We start from the raw sequence: 19,400 nt of genomic DNA on the forward strand, positions 1-19,400 counted from the left end.
TTCAGCAAATGAACATTTTAGAAGCTCGCAAAATTTATAAAAGCTATGGAAATAAATTCAACAAACAAGAGGTGCTCAGCGGCATTGATTTGACCATTGAAGCCGGGGAATTTGTTAGTATCATGGGGCCATCAGGCTCGGGGAAAACAACCCTTCTGAACGTATTGTCCTCTATCGATCATGTGTCCAGCGGATCCATTCGTATTGCAGATGCTGAGATGACACAAATGAAGGATCAGCAGCTTGCGGAATTTAGAAAAAAGCAGCTTGGCTTTGTTTTTCAAGATTATAATTTACTTGATACACTCACAGTCAAAGAAAATATTCTTTTGCCTTTATCCATATCCAAAACGCCAAAAAAAGAAGCTTTTGAACGTTTTCAGCAGCTTGCAGAAGACATGGGCATTTATGAACTAAGAGACAAATACCCGAATGAACTCTCTGGCGGACAAAAGCAGCGGACATCGGCGGTTCGTGCCTTCATTCATGAGCCAAGTCTTATTTTCGCTGATGAACCTACAGGGGCACTTGATTCCAAATCGGCATCTGACCTGCTCAACAAGCTGCAAGATTTCAATCGCAAACGAAAAGCGACCATTGTGATGGTGACACATGATCCTGTCGCAGCCAGCTATTCAAGCCGCGTCATTTTTATCAAGGATGGACAGATTTATACACAGTTGAATAAAGGCGCTTTAGAAAGAAAAATGTTTTTCGAGGATATTATGAAAACGCAAGGTGTCTTAGGCGGTGTGAAGCATGAACATTAATCAGCTCATCTTCCGTAACTTGAAGAAAAATTTGAAGAATTACTATTTATATGTGTTTGCTCTCGTGTTTAGTGTCGCGCTCTATTTTTCCTTTGTCACCTTGCAGTACTCGCCAGCACTTGATGGTGTAAAAGGCTCCATTAAAGGCGGCGCTTCAATTAAAGCCGCTTCGGTGCTGCTCATTGCGATCGTCGGTATTTTCCTGCTATATGCGAATAGCATTTTTATTAAACGCAGAGGAAAAGAAATAGGTCTCCTGCAGCTCATCGGTATGACGAAACAAAAAATTGCCAGGCTGCTCAATGCAGAAAACTTTATCCTATACGTGACAGCTATGGTTATCGGCATCATTGCCGGCTTTATCGGTTCAAAGCTGATGCTGATGGTGTTATTTAAAGTAACCGGCGTGAACGCCATCGCCAATCTGCATTTTTCAGGCATGGCCCTTCTGCAAACACTTATTGTCTTTTTCATTATCTATGGATTGATTATGCTGAGAAATAGGCGTTTTATTAAAAAACAGACGATTTTATCTTTGTTTAGAACAACATCTTCGACAGAACAGCGTGTGAAAAAGATCTCTGTGTTTGAAATCATCATTGGGGTTTTCGGTATTGTCTTGATCAGCTCAGGCTATTATATTTCTTCTAAGCTTTTTACCGGCTCATATACGTCGATGCTTGAGTTACTTTTAGCCATGATTTATATTCTAGCCTCTGTCATCATCGGTACCTTTCTTTTTTACAAAGGCTCTGTTTCTTTCATTGCCAATATCGTACGTAAAAGAAAAAATGGCTATCTCGCCATTCATGAAGTGTTATCATTGTCATCCATTATGTTCCGGCTAAAATCAAATGCACTGCTTTTAACGATTATTACAACCGTATCTGCACTTGCCATCGGTTTGCTGGCTCTTAGCTACATTTCTTATTACTCAGCGGAAAAAACCGCTGAGCAGCAAATTCCAGCTCATTTCGTCATGGGCTCAGAAAAAGAAGCAGCAACCTTCACTCGTGCACTTTCTGACAAACATATTGCTTATGATCAAAAGCACGTCAAAGTGATTCAAGCGAAATTTGATGCGAAAAAAATCATGGATTCAGAATTGAAAAATATGAAAAATGATCCAGGCGTATTGACACTGCCTGTGATCAGTGAGAAAAACGCACCAAATATTCATGTAGAGAACAACGAAGTTATTTTAAGCGGCTACAGTGATCTATTAAAGAAATTCATGCCGATTCAAAGCTCAGGCGATGTGAAGCTTCTCATCAAGGAGCCTGTTGATTTGAAAGTCATGGATATGAAGAAAGATTATCTCATTTCATACAACTTCACTTTTGGCGGTCTGCCTGTTGCCGTCGTGAGTCAACATGTTTTTGAGCAGCTCGACAAACAGAAAGATCCAAAGCTGCAGTTTGAGAATAGCCAATATAACGCAGTCAATATAAAAGATAATAAAAATCTTGAACAAGCAAATCGCGTGTTTACATCTTTAAAACTAAGTGACAAAAGCATGTCTCAATTAGCTTCAGCTCAGCAGCAAAAACAAACAATAGGACTAATGATGTTTGTGGTCGGATTTTTAGGTCTCAGCTTCCTTGTCACCTCAGGCTGTATTTTATACTTTAAACAAATGAATGAAAGTGAAGAGGAACAAAGCTCCTACACGATCTTGCGTAAGCTTGGTTTTACTGAGAAGGATCTATTAAAAGGCATCCGGCTTAAACAGCTGTTTAACTTTGGGATTCCGCTCATCATCGGATTGCTGCACAGCTACTTTGCTGTACAATCAGGCTGGTTTTTGTTCGGCGGAGAATTGTGGACTCCAATGCTTATCGTCATGTCGATTTACACTGCCCTCTATTCTGTCTTCGGATTCCTGTCTGTCCAATATTATAAAAAGGTCATCAAAGAATCCTTGTAAACAATTCCCCATAGGCATCGCCTATGGGGTTATTTTATTTACGAAGGTGTCGATTCAAACTTGTGTGATAAAATATGGTCTCTTGCTGCATAAGCTTTTCGTTTGACCTCTTCTAGGTTCACATCAACAAGCTTTCCGTTTCGTTTCACTGCTTTTCCAGCCACATAAACAGAATCAACATTTGAAGGGTGTGCCGTTTGGACAACCGCGCCAGCCGGATCTGTCATCGGCAGAAGATTCATGCTTGTCCGGTCGATTAGGATGAAATCAGCTTCTTTCCCAGGTGTAAGCGACCCAATTTTATGATCGAGCTGTAATGCACGAGCCCCATTGATCGTCGCAGCCTCAAGCATTTGATGAGCAGACAGCCCAAGTTCAGGCCCCGGCATGATCCCATCCATTAACAACGATTGATTTTGGATCGCGCGCTCTGCTTGAAGTCCGAATTTCATTTGGGCAAACAAATCTCCTCCTGTCGCTGTCACTACGTCTACACCGAGTGTTGGAAGAACACCTTGTTCAATCGCAAGTCCTGTGACAGGATAACCGTGACCCATCATCATTTCAATTTCAGGGGTAATGGATATGGAGCTTCCGCTGTCTGCCAGCATCTTCATTTGATCCGCATCAATTGCATTAATATGCACCATGTTCAAATCCGGTCCGAGTAACCCTGCTAAGTGAAGCCGCTCAATCGATCGATCCTCCGCTCCCCAATTCCCAAAGCCGATGTGCATACTGCATAGAGCATCTAGAGAACGGGCTGTTTCAATTTCAAATACCGACGTCTCCCATGATGAAAACTCTGGACCACGAATCGCAAGTCCCATTGTTAAAAGCTGATCTGATGATTGAAAATGTGCTTTTTTCACACGTGCTGCGTCCTCCATATTAGTGAGCGTACTCTCTCTATCCCAATATTCAGCATCTCCAGAGGACCCAAAAGCAAAAACAGCTCGTATGCCCGCATCTTTTAATCCTTCAATGAGCTCTTCTGTATGGTCCATTGAATTGATCATCGTCCAGTCTAAAAACGTGGTCACACCTGCATCTAAAGCCTCTAATGCCCCTAAATAATTGGCGATTCGATCGTCGGATGGGCGTCTCATCGCTCCATAGTTGCCATAATAGATTTTGCTCAAATATGTCTGCAAAGACCAATCCGTCCCTATGCCCCGGATGACAGACTGCCACACATGCCGATGTGTATCTACAAGACCTGGCATGATGACCATATCAGATGCATCAACGATGTCTGCATCACTTACTTCAATTGAAGGCCTAACTTCTAAAATATGTTTCCCTTCAATTAACAAATCTCCCTTTTCAAGAAAACCTAAAGATGGATCCAGTGTTAAGAGAGCTGCATCTTTAAACAATGTTTTCTTCATCCATATCCCCCTTTTCAAATGACGAGGATAAATGCCCCCGCCTCCATGACATTTTAAAACAGAACAGGATCGAATTAGAAGAAAAGTGACTTATCTTATATATGAAGAGCAGACGTTTCTGAAATAGTTCTTTCGATCATCCCAAACTCAAAGAATTTCATAGGTTTGATTCCGATATATTGTAAGGCTGCTACACTTCCAACATAAAAAAGCGCAGGATCATTACGTCCAAACGCTTCTTTGTTTGATTCTCTATGTACCTTTACACAATCAATTGATACGCAATGTATAACGCTACCAGCCAGATCATGACCGCCGAAGCCTTATTGATACGGTTCATCCATTTGCCGTTTGTATCTAACTTTCCTAACATCTTCCCTAAAAGGGCGAGCCCCATAAACCATAACCAGGACACGATGATACAGGCAAGTGTAAACGCCAGCTTTTCTGCTCCGCTATATTGCAGCGAATTCGTACCAATGACACCTATCGTATCGAGAATCGCATGGGGATTTAAAAGAGAAACTGAACAGGCAAATACAATTTGTTTTCTTGCAGGCATTAATTTCTGCTTCTCTTGGTCACCTGAAGATGAGCTTGTGTTCCATACAGACCATCCCATATACACTAAAAAACAAAAACCAATGATATAAAGGCCGATTTGCAGCACAGGAATGGTAAACACCACAACAGAAACACCTATGACAGCTAAAGCAATTAAAAGTGTGTCACAAAGAGCAGCTGTGATGACGACAGGCATTGCTCGATATAATCGAGGCTGCAGCGCTCCTTGTTGAAATACAAATACATTTTGTGCGCCCAAAGGTAAAATGAGACCAAAGGCAAGCACAATTCCATGAATGATCGCAATGGACATCTACTAACATTCTCCTTTTTCAGAAATTCCTACATATTTTAACACAAAGCCCCCTGCTTGCTTTCAACGAATTTCATTTTCCGTACAAAAAAAGCGCCGGATGCTTCCATCCGAACGCTTCTCGCTTCTTTATTATTGACCTTTTCGTGCAAGCTCTCTTTCTCTCAGCTCTACACGGCGAATTTTCGCTGACGGAGTTTTTGGCAGTTCGTCAATGAATTCGATTTCTCTTGGGTATTTGTACGGTGCTGTTGTGTTTTTCACATGAGTTTGCAGCTCTTTGATCAGTTCATCACTTTGATCAGTTCCATCACGAAGGACGACATATGCTTTGACGATTGATCCTCTGATTTCATCTGGGCTCGCCACAACTGCACATTCCTTCACTGCTGGATGCTTGATCAGTGCATCTTCTACTTCAAACGGTCCAATTGTATAGCCTGAGCTGACAATGATGTCATCTCTGCGGCTTTCAAACCAGAAGTACCCATCTTCGTCTTTTTTCGCGCGGTCACCCGTAATAAAGTAATTGCCGCGGCGCTGCGCTTTTGTACGCTCTTCGTCTTTATAGTATTCCTTAAACAAAGCCGGCGTTTCAAGATGCACCGCAATGTCACCAATTTCTCCAGGTGCGCAGACGTTTCCATCCTCATCAATGATATCTACTTCGTTGCCAGGGGTTGGTTTTCCCATACTGCCTGGCTTGATGTCCATTCCTTTTAATACCCCTACGAGCAGTGTGCTTTCAGTTTGGCCATAGCCGTCTCGTACTTCTATATCGAAATGCTTTTTGAATGTATCAATGACTTCACGGTTCAGCGGCTCTCCCGCAGAAACAGCACTATGCAGCTTCGGCAGCTCGTACTGACTCAAATCATCTACTTTTGCCATAAAGCGGTATTCTGTCGGTGTACAGCATAGGACATTGATTTCATTATTTTGAAGCAGCTCTAAGTATGTATTTGGATTGAATTTCCCTCCATATACAAAGCCTTCTGCTCCACTTCCTAACACAGATAAGAGGGGGCTCCACACCCATTTTTGCCAGCCTGGTCCTGCTGTCGCCCATACTTTATCTCCTTCATTAATGGAGAGCCATGCTTTGGCAGCTGTGCGTAAATGTGCATACGCCCATCCGTGTGTATGAACAACCCCTTTAGGGTTCCCTGTTGTACCTGATGTATAGGATAAAAACGCCATGTCTGTGCGCTTTGTATCTGCCAATTCAAGTTCCTTTGATTGCTCTTCCTTTTGCGCTAGAATGTTTGTCCAGCCATGATCGTTTTCACCGATTGAAAATGTTTTAAAATCGTTTGGTTTTTTGGTTCCGTCGAACGATTGAATGAATGAAGAGTAGACGATCGCTCCTTTTGCTTCTGCGTGTTCAATTCGGTAATCTAAATCTTTCGCACGCAGCATTTCAGAACAAGGAATCACGACCATTCCTGTTTTTAAAATTGCTAAATAAATGCTGTATGCCTCGAGCATGCGCGGCACCATCACAATGATTTTATCGCCTTTTTTGAAGCCTGCTTTTAATAAAACATGTCCAATTTTATTTGCCTCTTCCACTAATGCTGCATACGTCACATGTGCTTCGTGGCCATTGCCGTCCTGCCAGTGCAGAGCCATTTTCTCCTTGTCATGACTGAACGCTTCAATCTCACTGACTAAGTTATATTGTTCTGGTGCAATTAAGTCTTCTCTTTTCATGGTACAGCTCCTTTTAGCCTCTTTCTTATGAAACGAAACATGTTTCAATTTACCTATTCTAACACTCATAACTGAAAAATGCTTGAATTAGGACCTACTCCTAGTATTATGCCATAATTTTTTAAATCCGTCTTCTTTTTTAAAAATATTCTAACTATTTATATGTACAAAAAGAAAAGAGCGGGAAGGATCCCGCTCATAAGCCATAGCTTTTAAATTGTGTGTCTTAGAAAGATCCGCCACCCATATGTTGTTGAGCGTAAGATACAAGACGCTTAGTGATTTCTCCACCAACTGATCCGTTAGCGCGAGATGTAGTTTCCGCACCAAGGTTTACACCAAATTCAGAAGCGATTTCGTACTTCATTTGGTCGATAGCTTGTGCAGCGCCTGGTACTAGTAATTGGTTAGAACTGCTTTGTCTGTTTTGTTGAGCCATGTGTTCTCACCTCCTTGTGAATATAGAATGTGTAGAAACACATGACTTCATGCGATTGATTTTATGGTAATTATTATGAAATTTTCGTTTTAGAATAGATCAGCGAATTCGTCTGCCGCTTTCTTTTCATTTGTCACAATAATTGTTTCAATTTGCTCTACTGCCTCGTCCAGCATCGGCTCGAAATCAGCAAAGCTTTCGTAGCGTTCTACCTTCTCAAGCTTTGGCTTGGTTTTAGGAGACGGCGGCGTAAAAATCGTACAGCAATCCTCGAAAGGCTGAATGCTTGTATCGTATGTGCCAATTCGTCTCGCTTCATCAATAATGTCATTTTTATCGACAGCAATAAGCGGGCGGATGATTGGTGTATTGGTCACATGGTTAATAGCATACATGCTTTCAAGTGTCTGGCTTGCCACTTGACCAAGGCTTTCTCCGGTAATAATCGCAAGGGCATCGCGCTTTTCTCTTATTTTGTCAGCTATTTTCAGCATCATTCTTCTTGTTGATGTCATTGTATAGTTTTCAGGTACTTGTTTATGGATCAGCTCTTGAATTTTTGTAAAAGGTACGATGTGAAGCTTCACTTCGCCTCCATATGCTGCCAGGCATTCTGCAAGATCAATGACCTTTTGTTTGGCACGTTCACTTGTATACGGCGGGCTAAAGAAATGCACAGCTTCGATTTCAATTCCGCGTTTCATTGCTTGATAGCCGGCAACTGGGCTGTCAAAGCCGCCTGAAAGCATGAGCATCGCTCTTCCGCTAGAACCAACCGGCAGGCCGCCTGCACCTTTGACATCTTTAAATGTAATGTACGTTGCTTGCTCTCTGATTTCTATGCGTAAATGCACATCCGGCTGTTTCACATTGACCGTTAAGTTTTCCGTATTCTTTAGAACATGTCCGCCAATTTCACGGTTCATTTCATTTGAATCAAGTTCAAATTGTTTATAAGAGCGTTTCGTTGAGACTTTAAATGTATTTCCTTGTTCATACACTTCCTGTACTGCTGTTAGTGCCGCTTCTTTAATCGCATCTAGATTTGTCTCGCATTTAACCGCAAGACTAAAGCTCTGAATACCAAATACACTTTTGAGCTGTTCTGAAATCGGTTCAGGGTCTTCTCCGTTCAGCATAATCGTGATGTGGTCTCTATCAGATGCAACCTTTAATGCTTCAAAATCCTTTAAGACGAACCGAATGTGCTTTCTTAGTTTTTCAATAAATTTCTTTCTATTCTTCCCTTTTGTTGAGATCTCACCAAAACGGACTAAAATATGATCATATTTCATGCTGTTATCTCATTCCTTTTAATTTTTTCACACTTTGTGCGATCGATGTGATGATTTGCGGCGTTAGCTCTGGTCCTTGTCCATACGTCAAGCTGATTCTCATACTGCTTTTGGCTACTTCCTCTGGTTTTCCCATTGCCAGCAGTACACGGCTTGGCTCTTTTTTCTTGGCTGAACAGGCAGAGGTTGTAGAAACATATATGCCTTCTTTTTCAAGCATATGGAGGAGGACCTCAATTTGAATACCCGGTACTGAAAAATTCACAATGTGCGGCGCACTTTGCGCCCTCGGTGTATTCATCACAATACCTTCTATCTCTCCAAGCTGTTTTTGCAGCTGCGTTTTTAAGTTCAGCATCTCATTATGATACTTGTCAAGCTGTTCAAATGATTGTTTCATGGCTTTTGCTAAGCTGACAGCTCCAGCAGGGTTTTCAGTACCTGAACGAAGTCCTAATTCCTGCTCTCCCCCAGTAATGAAAGGGGCGAGAGTGACATCTTTCTTTAAAAAGAGTGCTCCTGTGCCTTTTAATCCATGAATTTTATGGCCTGACATCGTCAAAAGGTCTACATCCAGCTGTTTATTGAGTGCGACCTTGCACATTCCCTGCACCCCGTCGACATGAAAAAGTGCGTTTTCGGCATGCTCACGAATGATACCAGCAGCTTCTTCAATCGGCTGGATAGCACCGGTTTCGTTATTGACGTGCATCATGCTGACAAGCACTGTATCAGGGCGAAGCACTTCTTTTAAATGAGTCATATCTGCATGGCCATGCTCATTTACTTGAATATAGGAGATGTCAAAGCCAAATAACGCCTTCAGCTGTTCAAACGATTCAATAACAGAAGGATGCTCTATTTCTGTGGTCACAATATGCTTGCCCCGGTTCATTTTGGCAAGTGCTGCTCCTTTAATGGCGATGTTATTCGCTTCTGTTGCACCAGACGTAAAAATAATCTCATATTGTTTCAAGCCCGTGTAGTGAAGCATTTGTTTTCTCGTTTCATTTAACAGCCGGCTTGCATCTATCCCGAGCTGATGAAGCGAAGATGGATTTCCAAAATAACGTTCACTCACTTGCTGATATACTTGTAAAACCTCAGGGTACGGTTTTGTGGTTGCACTATTATCAAGATACATCATTGCGAAACTCCTTATCCTCTTGCGTTTAACTAATATGATCCGAATTCCTTTTATTTCAATATAAAGCGGTATATTGACAACCTCATCAATTCACTATATCATGCATAGTGCCATTGTCATATTTTTTCCTAAATTAACAGAATATTTAAACATGGCGGAAAAATAAAATAATAGGGGGATAACCTTATGAAAAATAAGTTAAGTCAAACAGACACATTAGCCATCGGCTTAATGTTGTTTGCACTCTTTTTCGGCGCAGGCAATATGATATTCCCTCCTGTACTTGGACAGTACGCAGGTGAAAACGTATGGCTTGCGATCGGTGGATTTTTACTGACCGGAGTTGGGCTTCCACTCTTAGGTGTCATCGCCGTTGCCCTGACAGGAACTGGTGCAAAGGGGCTTGCTGACAAAGCTCATCCTACATTCGGTACCATTTTCACTGTCATTTTATATTTATCCATTGGGCCTTTCTTTGCGATCCCTCGTACTGGAACGGTTTCTTATGAAATTGGGCTGGCGCCGTTTCTGTCTGAAGCGCAGTCTGAATCATGGATTCCATTATTCTTGTTTTCGATTGCTTTTTTCGGCATTACCTATGCTCTTGCTTTAAATCCATCGAAGCTTGTTGACCGAATCGGTAAAATTTTAACACCAATTTTACTCGCTGTCATTGCTTTAATTGTGATCAAAGCGATCGCGACACCAATGGGTGGAATTGGGAGTCCGCATCCAACTTATGAAGGAAGCCCGCTGTTTACCGGCTTTTTAGAAGGCTACAAAACGATGGATGCTCTTGCTTCAATCGTTTTCGGAATTGTCGTTGTCACGGCTGTGAAAGAGCGCGGTATGACAGAACGTAAATCGATTGCCGCAGCCTGTATTAAAGCAGGGCTTGTCGCAGCTGCTGGACTAGCTCTTGTGTACATATCACTCGCTTATGTCGGAGCATCAAGTCCTGAGGCAACAGGTATGGTCGGGGCAAATGAAGGTGGAAAACTCCTTTCGCTTGCGGCGAACTTTTTATTTGGTTCTGCTGGTAATATTGTGCTAGGGGCTGCAATTTTATTTGCCTGTTTGACCACAAGTATTGGACTGGTTTCATCCTGCGGGGAATATTTTTCTTCACTATTTCCACGCTTTTCTTATCGCACTGTTGTTTTAGTTGTATCTTTATTCAGTACATTTGTGGCAAACCTTGGGCTGGCGCAAATTATTTCGCTCTCTGTTCCGGTTCTTGTTGCGATTTATCCGTTAGCCATCGTGATCATTCTCTTATCTTTTCTTGATCGCTGGATCAACGGAAGACGGATTATTTATATCGCTTCACTCATTTGTACAGGTATGTTTGCCGTCATCGACGGGTTAGTGGCAGCAAAGATTCCTCTTGGCGGTTTAAATGAAATTTTAGAAGCTACTGTTCCTTTATACAAACTTGGGATCGGCTGGGCTATCCCTGCCGTACTTGGAGCCATTATTGGTCTTCTTATTTCTTTGTTTACGAGCCCACCTAAACAGCCTGCTTAATCAAGCATCAAATCAAAAAACATCCCCTTCATAGGAGAAGGGGATGTTTTTTATTGTTCTTCATATACTAAAATAGAAAAATTCATGACTTTTGTATGAAAACACATGTTGACATCAGGCGTACATCCTTTATAATTAGTGAATGTTAATGAAGAACCGTTTTAGCAGCTAATTAACAGAATATTTCAACATAATATTGGAGGCTTTATATTCAATGAAGGCAACATTGTCGACGAAAGATACGATTATTATAGGTTTTATGTTATTTGCTTTATTCTTCGGCGCCGGAAATATGATTTATCCGCCAGAGCTTGGGCAATATGCCGGAACAAATGTCTGGAGAGCAATGGGCGGATTTTTATTAACAGGTGTCGGTTTACCTCTACTCGGGATTATTGCGATTGCTTTAACAGGGCGTGATGCAAAAGGACTTGCAGATAAGGCTCACCCAGTGTTTGGAACAGCATTCACCGTCATTTTATATTTATCCATTGGGCCGCTTTTCGCTATTCCGCGTACAGGAACAGTTTCGTATGAGATTGGGGCATTACCATTTTTATCAAGTGTGCCAGCTTGGCTGTCCCTTCTTTTATTTACACTCGTCTTTTTCGGTATTACGTATTACCTTGCTTTAAATCCAACGAAAATCGTGGATCGTGTAGGGAAAATATTAACACCGATTAAATTTACGATCATTTTTATTATCATTGTCAAAGCCATTTTGACACCGATGGGCGTCATTGGTACACCAGATGTATCTTATAGCAGCGGATCGTTTTTCAAAGGATTTTTAGAGGGCTATAAAACGATGGATGCTCTTGCTTCTATTGTATTTGGAATTGTTGTCATCAACGCGATTAAAGGACGCGGTGTGACAAGTAAAAAGGCACTGGCTTCTGCTTGTATCAAAGCGGGTTTGATTGCAGCTGCTGGATTAACCTTCGTTTACCTGTCACTTGCATATCTAGGTGCTTCTAGTACACATGCCATTGGATTCGTTGGAGATGGAAGCAAAATTTTAGCTCAGTCTTCTCAATTCCTTTTCGGCAGTCTAGGAAATATTGTGTTAGGAGCTGCTATTACAGTCGCTTGTTTAACAACAAGTATCGGTCTTGTCACATCATGCGGAGAGTATTTCTCAAAGTTACTTCCCAAGCTTTCTTATAAAATGGTCGTGACACTTGTTACATTGTTTAGTTTCATTATTTCTAACTTTGGACTTGCTCATATTGTTGCTTTCTCTGTTCCAGTCTTAACAGCGATTTATCCGCTGGCGATTGTGATCATCGTTCTATCACTTGCTGATAAATGGCTTGGACATAGAAGACCTGTATATGTCCTCTCGTTAATTTTGACAGGGTGCGTGAGCTTATTTGACGGCTTAGCAGCAGCAAAGCTTCCAATCGGTCCAGTAAAAGACATTTTCCAAACAGTGCTGCCTTTTTATGACCTTGGCATTGGCTGGCTTGTCCCTGCGATACTTGGAGTCGCCATTGGGTTCGTGATCTCCCTTTTCACTTCTTCTGCTTCAGAAGAACGTCAGAAGCAGGCATCATAATACAAAAAAAGCTGAAGTCCTATCAATGGACTTCAGCTTTTTTATTGATGCTGATATTCTTTTTCGTGCTGAGCTAATAGCTTCTGAACGGCTCCAGGTGATGCTTTTTCCACAGCTGATGCTGCTACATCAAATGAACCGTTATAATCATACGCATAAAATCTTCGCTCTGCCTCTTTTAATTGTTCTGAAAGAATATGATTTTGGCTTCTAAAACGATTGCCATATTGAATGATTCGTTCAATTTGATCCACTTTTGTGAGCATTTCTTCCGTCTCATTCACAACATGTCTCACTGTGTCAGAGGCTTCTTTTAATTGCCCATTCACAGCTGGCATGTTGAGCGGCAGGTTCTCCAGCTGCTCGTGCACTTGCTGAATCATCTCCTGCGCTTTTTCAGCCTGCTCTTTCATGTCAGCAGGTACACCTGGAATATTGCTTTTTTGCAGCTGACGCACTGTATCTGTCAGCATCGTTTTGAGCTCAGCCAGTGTTTCTCTCGCTTGCAGCTCTTCTTTTCTTAATGATTGAAGATGATCCTTAAATGTATCATGCAATGCTTTTGCATCATCGATAAAGGTCTCAAGCTGATTGATTTCATTCATTAATAGGGAATATGCGACATGATCACGATCAAGTTTCTCGCGAATTTGTTTCATGAGCTTTTCAATTTCTTCTAAGCGTTTTTCGAACGCCTTCTGTTGATCAAGCTCTCCGGCTGTCAGTTTGTAGCTTTCTTTTACAAGAGCTGTTTCTGCCTTTGTTTGGGTGTGATCCTGCTCTAGCTTTTCAAACGCTTCCGTCAGCTCAGGCATTTTGCTTTTGATTTCCTGACCTGCTTCTACTTCCGCTTCCAGCTGATCATACAGCGTCTGAATGGCATCATCAATCATTTGGAGAATGCTTGATGCCTCATCCAGATTGAGTTCATCAATAAGCAGTTTTTCCGCACGGGTCAGCTGTTTGTTTAAATTCTCAAGCTCTTTAGTGATCTGGATGTGTTCGAGCTTGTAGCCTTTGTCTGTCATTTCTTTATATCCGTCTTTCAGCTTCGTCAGCTGGCCTGGTACGGTTTGTTTGCAGTCTGCAATGAGCTTCGGTACATCATTGATATACAGCTGAAGCTGATCGAGTCTGCGGTCTTGCTCAAGCAAAATCTTTCTTGCTTTCATATAGTTGCCGTTTTCTGTCTCTTCCTCGTACTGCTTGATCCCTTCCCAGGCTTCATCTAAGTCCTGCTCCATTTTGTCATAAAGGGTGCCGTATAAATGGCTGTACGCAAGCAGATTTTTTCGAACTGTTTGATATTGTTCTTTGACCTTTTCAATGTCCTTGCGATTTTGCTCCTCGCTTGTGACAAGGTCTGCAATCTCTTTTAAAATGTCTTCAATGTTCGAATCAGCAGCACTCAGCAAGTCCTCAATGTGCGTAAGAACCTGCTTGGCTTTGGAGAATCGATATTTATCAGAATACTCTTCTGCATCATATAATAGCTCCTCTACCTTTGGAAGATGGGCTGTGACGATATCGTCCCACTCTGCACGCCATCTTTCAAAAAATTGCTCTGTTTCTCCGGTCATTTTTAAATGTTTGATCTTTGAAATTTCTTCTACAATTGATCTGTTTAAAATTTCAATTTTCCATGCTTCCAATCGGTCAATCTCTTTATATATATTTTTTCGCAGGAAATAACCGACTGAAAACAAAGCAAGCAAAATGACAATTAAACCGATGATTAACTCCATAATGAGCCCCCTTGTTGTGATCTAAGTGATGTCAGGGTAAAAGTGTCCCGAGTAGACCTGAGAACCCTTTCGTGTCCGCTTTGCATTTGTTTTTTATAAGCAGGATCGTATGTTTTCCAATACCATCCATTCACGGTTTTATGTATGTTTTTTCAAGAAAGTATTTGTGCGCTTTCTATCATTTGATCACACGTATCAATGTGACCTGCTTTTATGTATGCGGAAGCTGTCGTTTTCATTGTTATTATGATACCATGTAACCAGCATTTTTGGTCATGATTTTTCATTATTTTCGCTGATAAACATCACGTTTTTCAAAATATCGACAAGAGGTGACGACATGCTGAAACAAGATGCACATCTACATACACCGTTTTGCCCGCACGGTTCGCTTGATTCTTTTCATTCTTATATTGAAAAAGCCATCAAAAAGGGATTTGATTCCATAACCTTTACCGAGCACGCCCCGCTGCCTCCATCGTTTCAAGATCCAACACCTGAGCAGGATAGTGCCATGAAGCGCCAAGACCTTGAAGCGTATATAACGAAACTGGCTCAGCTGAAACAAGAATACAAAGGACAATTAATAGTAAAAACTGGGCTTGAGGTTGACTTTATCAAAGAGTATGAAGAGGAAACAAGAACCTTTTTAGACTGCTACGGTCCAGAACTAGACGACGCCATTTTATCTGTTCACTTTCTTCCTGCTGGCAATGATTATATTTGCCTTGATTTTGACGAGCATGCCTTCCAGCAGCTAATAAGCATCTATGGCAGCATCGAACAGGTCTATCAAAGCTACTATGACCAAATTCATTCTTCTATTCTATCATCTTTAGGCCAATATAAGCCAAAGAGAATCGGTCATATCACCCTTGTCCAGAAATTCAAACAGCTTTTTCCATATGAAATGTCACCTGAACTTTGTCAAAAGGTCACCCTCTGCCTTGAAGAAACGGCAAAAAAAGGCATGTCCTTAGATTTTAATACATCAGGTCTTCGTAAAACATATGCCAGAAGTATCTATTTAGATCAATGGATGATTGAGCTTGCAAAAAAGAAAAAAATTCCGCTCATATTCGGCTCTGATGCCCATCAAGCGGAAGATCTCGGATATGCGTATGATCAATTCGAGGACATCATGAGGTTCAGATGAGAATCTAGTGCCGGCTCTTTTGGTTCTAACAGATAATGAAGCGAGCGGCTCAGCTCCTTAAAGTACATTTGATAGAAATACGGCTCACTTGGGTTCAAATAAAGCACCTCTGTTAAATATTGCGGCTGTAAATATGGCATCATGAGAAGTGATTTTAGCTGAATCATAAAGGATGCGAGTGAAAGCTGCTCACAAATGACATGGGTGCTTTTTCCTTTTTCAATGATGAGCTGAAACAAATACTTTTCTTTTGTTAAATATGTCGACATGATTTCTCTGATGAGTGTCGAATCAATCGTCACCTCCCGATAAACGAAACGGGTTAATTGACGGTGCTTGTGCTGATAAGATAAAATATCAAAAACCACATGTAGTAAGCATTCTTTTGCATGACGGGTTTCCATGTGATGGAGATGTGATTCAATCATGTGAATGTAGCCTTCATAAAAATCGGATACGAGCTGCTCAAGCAGCCCTCCTTTTCCTTGAAAGTAATAAGAAATGTGGGCAACGTTGACGTTTGCTTCCTTCGCAATCTCACGGACAGAGGTTCCAGAAAATCCTTTTTGGTTAAAAAGTCTGATGGCAGCATCCATAATACGATCTTTTGTTTGCACGGTTGTTGATGTTTTCATCCGCTCACCCCTCTTCATGTGTACATACTTCAAGATGAAGGCGGAAGTTCCTTTTACAATTGCTCGACAAATCCCACATGCGAGACGCAAGTTATGTATTTTTAAGATAGAAAGTAGGAGATTTTCATGTTTCATGTCGAAAAACAGTCTGGCGATCCTTCAAAAGACTATCAATTGCTTGTCAAACAGGTAGAAGCCATTACAGATGGTGAACCTGATCTGATTGCCAACTTGGCAAATGCAGCTGCGCTACTCTATCACTCACTTCCTGAAGTCAATTGGGCCGGGTTTTATTTAGCAAAGGGCGGCGAGCTTGTGCTTGGACCATTTAACGGACTGCCTGCATGTGTGCGCATCCCTTCTGGAAAAGGCGTTTGCGGTACAGCCTTTGCGACAGGTGAAGTGCAGCGTATCGCTGATGTCCATGCATTCCCTGGACATATTGCCTGTGATGCCGCATCGCAATCTGAAATAGTCATTCCGCTCAAGGTCAATGGACAGATCATTGGGGTACTCGATATTGACAGCCCTGTGAAAGACCGCTTCAGTGAAGTAGATGAGACCTACCTTATTCAGTTTACAGAAATTCTCCAACAGGCGTTATCCGTCTCTACGGATGCGTAATCATGTAGAAAGAGCAGACACATTGTCTGCTTTTTTATGTTTCTTTATATAATGGAGAACGTCACCTTTGCCTCTAAATAGGTTGACTTCTCCTACCCAGCGTCATATAATAGAGTTTGTGTGAAATATGGCAGCCTTTTTGTTCGGCTTTTTTGTATCATTTTGTTCCTTCTATATTATGAAGGTGCATCTTGTAACTCCCTGCTGCTGGAGCGAGGATGCATGAAAACATAATGACGAAAAAGAGGAAGAACAGACGGTTTTTATTTTTCACAAATAAAAACAATAAGGAGGAGTCACATTATGGCTCGCTATACAGGTCCAAGTTGGAAGATTTCCCGCCGTTTAGGCATTTCATTAAGCGGAACAGGTAAGGAACTTGAAAAACGCCCTTACGCTCCAGGCCCACATGGTCCAGGACAACGCAAAAAACTATCTGAATACGGTTTACAATTACAAGAGAAGCAAAAGCTTCGTCACATGTACGGTGTCAACGAACGTCAATTCCGTACACTATATGACAAAGCTGCTAAACTTCCTGGTAAACAAGGTGAAAACTTCATGATCCTTCTTGAAACTCGCCTTGACAACCTAGTATACCGTCTTGGCCTTGCTCGTACTCGCCGCCAAGCTCGTCAGCTAGTAAACCATGGTCACATCCTTGTTGATGGAAGCCGTGTAGACATCCCATCTTTCTCTGTGAAACCAGGTCAAACGATTGCTCTTCGTGAGAAATCTCAAAACCTTGCAGTAGTGAAAGAATCAGTTGAAGTAAACAACTTCGTTCCTGAATACCTTTCTTTCGATGCTGAAAAGCTTGAAGGAACTTTCACTCGTCTTCCAGAGCGTTCTGAATTAGCGCCTGAAATCAGCGAACAACTAATCGTTGAGTTCTACTCTCGTTAATTTCATTACTTCTCTAAGAGAGAGCAAACAAACCCTAGATCCCTTGATTGTTCAAGGATTTCTAGGGTTTTTTTGTATGTTCTCAATTATACATGAAATCATTTGAAGTCATCTTCCATTTTCAACACTTATTTTCCCCGGCTGCCTGCTCCATTCTTACTTCGATCAAACCTGTCTTGATTTTTAAATACAAATATAGGAAATAATTCATTGAATTGCCTATTTCCTATTGGTACAATAATGATGAATGACATATCAGTCGTATGGTCTTCTATAGTACTTAGATGGAGGAGTTCCATGTTTAGTATCATAATCATTCTATTCTTACTTTTAATCTTATCAGTGATCGCCTATTCTCTTTTAAGAAAAAAACAGGTTATCGATGAGCCGCCCAATAGATTTGCTGCATGTCTGTTTATCTTCCTGCTCTTTTTTTCTATCTGCTTTGTGATCGCGGTTCCATGTGTATTGCTATACATCGCCGTTTTAGGCGTGAATTTTCTTTTTGGAGAAACCATCACGTATGATTCGTTTTTTTCTTTGATCTCTTTCTCTTTGTTCGTGAGTATTATCATCGTTTTTTGGTCACCTTTCCTTCTATTCATAGGCAAAGGACTGGCTTATCTCCTTAAACTTCCTTTATGGCTCATTTATACTTTGGAATGGGTGAGTTCTTGGATCGTTTCACATCTCTCTATCAAGTATGTCCTTTACTTAAACTTAATGAATGTATCGATAGAGGATGACGGCCTATTGATTTTATCATTCTTTCTCAGTTTTTTATTTATTGAGATTGATCTCGTTTACTCACGTATGAAACAACGAAAACAATCGCTTAATACGCAAAAAAGCTCCTAGATATCTTTCTAGGAGCTTTCAATCGTTCATTCTTGACTTGTCCATTTTGTGATAAGCTGCTCTGTTGTCATAACAGTCGCAAATTCATCATGCAGGGTTGCAAGTGAAAGCCGGTGGATCGTTTCTGGGTCAAAATACGTACCGTTTTGATCTGTTAGTCCAAAGGCGGCTGTTGCATCTGAGATCAAGTACGTATCAAAGCCAAGATTTCCGCTCATTCTTGTGGTCGTTGATACGCAGTGAGGCGTTGTGAGTCCTGCAATTACGACCGTGTCAATCTGGTTGGATCTTAGATGTTCCTCTAAGTTAGTACCAATAAAGCTGCTGTTGACTTTCTTTTGTATTACTGTTTCTCCCTCTAGCGGGTTAGCCATATCTTTGAAAAGGTGCCCTTCATTTGCCGGATGAAATACAGAGTTCGGTTTGTCGGATGTATGCTGAATATGAATCACTTTCCAGCCTTTCTCTCGCCAAAACGTCAATAGCCGGCTGATATTTTCCTCTGCCTCTAGGTTATTGCGTTCTCCCCACTTTTCATGCTCGAACGCTTTTTGTACATCTACAATGATGAAAGCCTTTTGATTCGTTTTCACAAACGCCCACCTCCGAATATTCACATTCACTACATGTAGTGTAAGGAATAGCGGACGTTTTGTACATGTTTTTATTAAATTGAAAAAAGAACCTAGAAGTCATTTGCAGACTTACCAGCTTCTTTTTCAATGAATTTAATTTATTCTATTAGCATCTTTAAATTTGGAACGAAGTAAAAAAACAAAAAATACACTGACAATTATATAATATATTCCAATGATTGATGTACTGTTAGAAA

General features: G+C 41.2%; 17 protein-coding genes. 8 read left to right on the forward strand and 9 right to left on the reverse strand.

All coding sequences use genetic code 11. The features are described 5' to 3' along the window. Positions 1-8 precede the first annotated feature (8 nt). The gene (locus tag MHI23_RS13440) at positions 9-770 is read left to right on the forward strand and encodes an ABC transporter ATP-binding protein (protein ID WP_024426158.1); all 762 of its coding nucleotides are present in this window, start codon (positions 9-11) and stop codon (positions 768-770) included. After that, the gene (locus MHI23_RS13445) at positions 760-2,697 is read left to right on the forward strand and encodes an ABC transporter permease (protein ID WP_342492007.1); all 1,938 of its coding nucleotides are present in this window, start codon (positions 760-762) and stop codon (positions 2,695-2,697) included. Before MHI23_RS13440 ends, MHI23_RS13445 begins: the two co-directional genes overlap by 11 nt. 38 nt (positions 2,698-2,735) lie before the next feature. On the opposite strand, the gene MHI23_RS13450 is transcribed toward MHI23_RS13445, so the two are convergent. The 6 genes from MHI23_RS13450 to MHI23_RS13475 all read right to left on the reverse strand — a co-directional run bounded on the left by MHI23_RS13450 (position 2,736) and on the right by MHI23_RS13475 (position 9,559). Beyond that, positions 2,736-4,088 (reverse strand): amidohydrolase family protein, encoded by a 1,353-nt coding sequence (locus MHI23_RS13450; RefSeq protein WP_342492008.1) that lies wholly within the window; start codon positions 4,086-4,088, stop codon positions 2,736-2,738. 262 nt (positions 4,089-4,350) lie between these two features. Continuing rightward, on the reverse strand, positions 4,351-4,965 hold the full coding sequence (locus MHI23_RS13455; RefSeq protein ID WP_034624225.1) for a LysE/ArgO family amino acid transporter: 615 nt from the start codon (positions 4,963-4,965) through the stop codon (positions 4,351-4,353). Between the two features lie 132 nt (positions 4,966-5,097). Further along, positions 5,098-6,678: an acyl--CoA ligase gene (locus tag MHI23_RS13460; RefSeq protein WP_342492009.1), complete on the reverse strand. Its 1,581-nt coding sequence runs from the start codon at positions 6,676-6,678 to the stop codon at positions 5,098-5,100. Positions 6,679-6,904: 226 nt separating this feature from the next. Beyond that, positions 6,905-7,117 carry an alpha/beta-type small acid-soluble spore protein gene (locus MHI23_RS13465; RefSeq protein WP_024424829.1) on the reverse strand — a complete coding sequence of 71 codons (213 nt, stop codon included), beginning with the start codon at positions 7,115-7,117 and terminating at the stop codon, positions 6,905-6,907. 89 nt (positions 7,118-7,206) lie between these two features. Next, entirely contained in the window at positions 7,207-8,412 is a 1,206-nt protein-coding gene (gene thiI, locus MHI23_RS13470) for a tRNA uracil 4-sulfurtransferase ThiI (protein WP_342492010.1), read from the reverse strand. A 4-nt stretch (positions 8,413-8,416) separates the two neighbouring features. Then, positions 8,417-9,559: a cysteine desulfurase family protein gene (locus MHI23_RS13475; protein WP_208945931.1), complete on the reverse strand. Its 1,143-nt coding sequence runs from the start codon at positions 9,557-9,559 to the stop codon at positions 8,417-8,419. Positions 9,560-9,745: 186 nt separating this feature from the next. Here MHI23_RS13475 and brnQ (MHI23_RS13480) point away from each other — a divergent pair, with 186 nt between their 5' ends. Together brnQ (MHI23_RS13480) and brnQ (MHI23_RS13485) are read left to right on the forward strand one after the other, a co-directional pair. Further along, on the forward strand, positions 9,746-11,086 hold the full coding sequence (brnQ, locus tag MHI23_RS13480; protein WP_342492011.1) for a branched-chain amino acid transport system II carrier protein: 1,341 nt from the start codon (positions 9,746-9,748) through the stop codon (positions 11,084-11,086). A gap of 214 nt (positions 11,087-11,300) precedes the next feature. Next, positions 11,301-12,644 (forward strand): branched-chain amino acid transport system II carrier protein, encoded by a 1,344-nt coding sequence (gene brnQ / locus MHI23_RS13485; RefSeq protein WP_208945929.1) that lies wholly within the window; start codon positions 11,301-11,303, stop codon positions 12,642-12,644. Positions 12,645-12,685: 41 nt separating this feature from the next. On the opposite strand, the gene ezrA is transcribed toward brnQ (MHI23_RS13485), so the two are convergent. Continuing rightward, positions 12,686-14,389: a septation ring formation regulator EzrA gene (gene ezrA, locus MHI23_RS13490; protein WP_025092280.1), complete on the reverse strand. Its 1,704-nt coding sequence runs from the start codon at positions 14,387-14,389 to the stop codon at positions 12,686-12,688. Between the two features lie 340 nt (positions 14,390-14,729). Here ezrA and hisJ point away from each other — a divergent pair, with 340 nt between their 5' ends. After that, the gene (hisJ, locus tag MHI23_RS13495; protein WP_342492012.1) at positions 14,730-15,545 is read left to right on the forward strand and encodes a histidinol-phosphatase HisJ; all 816 of its coding nucleotides are present in this window, start codon (positions 14,730-14,732) and stop codon (positions 15,543-15,545) included. On the opposite strand, the gene refZ is transcribed toward hisJ, so the two are convergent. Then, positions 15,515-16,180, reverse strand: coding sequence for a forespore capture DNA-binding protein RefZ (refZ, locus tag MHI23_RS13500; protein WP_024426169.1), 666 nt, complete (start codon positions 16,178-16,180; stop codon positions 15,515-15,517). The genes hisJ and refZ overlap by 31 nt on opposite strands. Positions 16,181-16,306: 126 nt before the next feature. Here refZ and MHI23_RS13505 point away from each other — a divergent pair, with 126 nt between their 5' ends. From MHI23_RS13505 to MHI23_RS13515, 3 genes are all read left to right on the forward strand, one after another. Continuing rightward, on the forward strand, positions 16,307-16,804 hold the full coding sequence (locus tag MHI23_RS13505) for a GAF domain-containing protein (protein ID WP_024426170.1): 498 nt from the start codon (positions 16,307-16,309) through the stop codon (positions 16,802-16,804). A 303-nt stretch (positions 16,805-17,107) separates the two neighbouring features. Continuing rightward, on the forward strand, positions 17,108-17,710 hold the full coding sequence (rpsD, locus tag MHI23_RS13510) for a 30S ribosomal protein S4 (RefSeq protein ID WP_024424838.1): 603 nt from the start codon (positions 17,108-17,110) through the stop codon (positions 17,708-17,710). A 297-nt stretch (positions 17,711-18,007) separates the two neighbouring features. Continuing rightward, entirely contained in the window at positions 18,008-18,568 is a 561-nt protein-coding gene (locus MHI23_RS13515) for a hypothetical protein (RefSeq protein ID WP_103132355.1), read from the forward strand. 26 nt (positions 18,569-18,594) lie between these two features. On the opposite strand, the gene MHI23_RS13520 is transcribed toward MHI23_RS13515, so the two are convergent. Then, positions 18,595-19,161 carry a cysteine hydrolase family protein gene (locus tag MHI23_RS13520; RefSeq protein ID WP_103132354.1) on the reverse strand — a complete coding sequence of 189 codons (567 nt, stop codon included), beginning with the start codon at positions 19,159-19,161 and terminating at the stop codon, positions 18,595-18,597. Between the last annotated feature and the right edge of the window lie 239 nt (positions 19,162-19,400).

Origin of the sequence: Bacillus sp. FSL M7-0003 (assembly GCF_038628485.1) — a bacterium.
Lineage (GTDB): Bacteria > Bacillota > Bacilli > Bacillales > Bacillaceae > Bacillus > Bacillus safensis.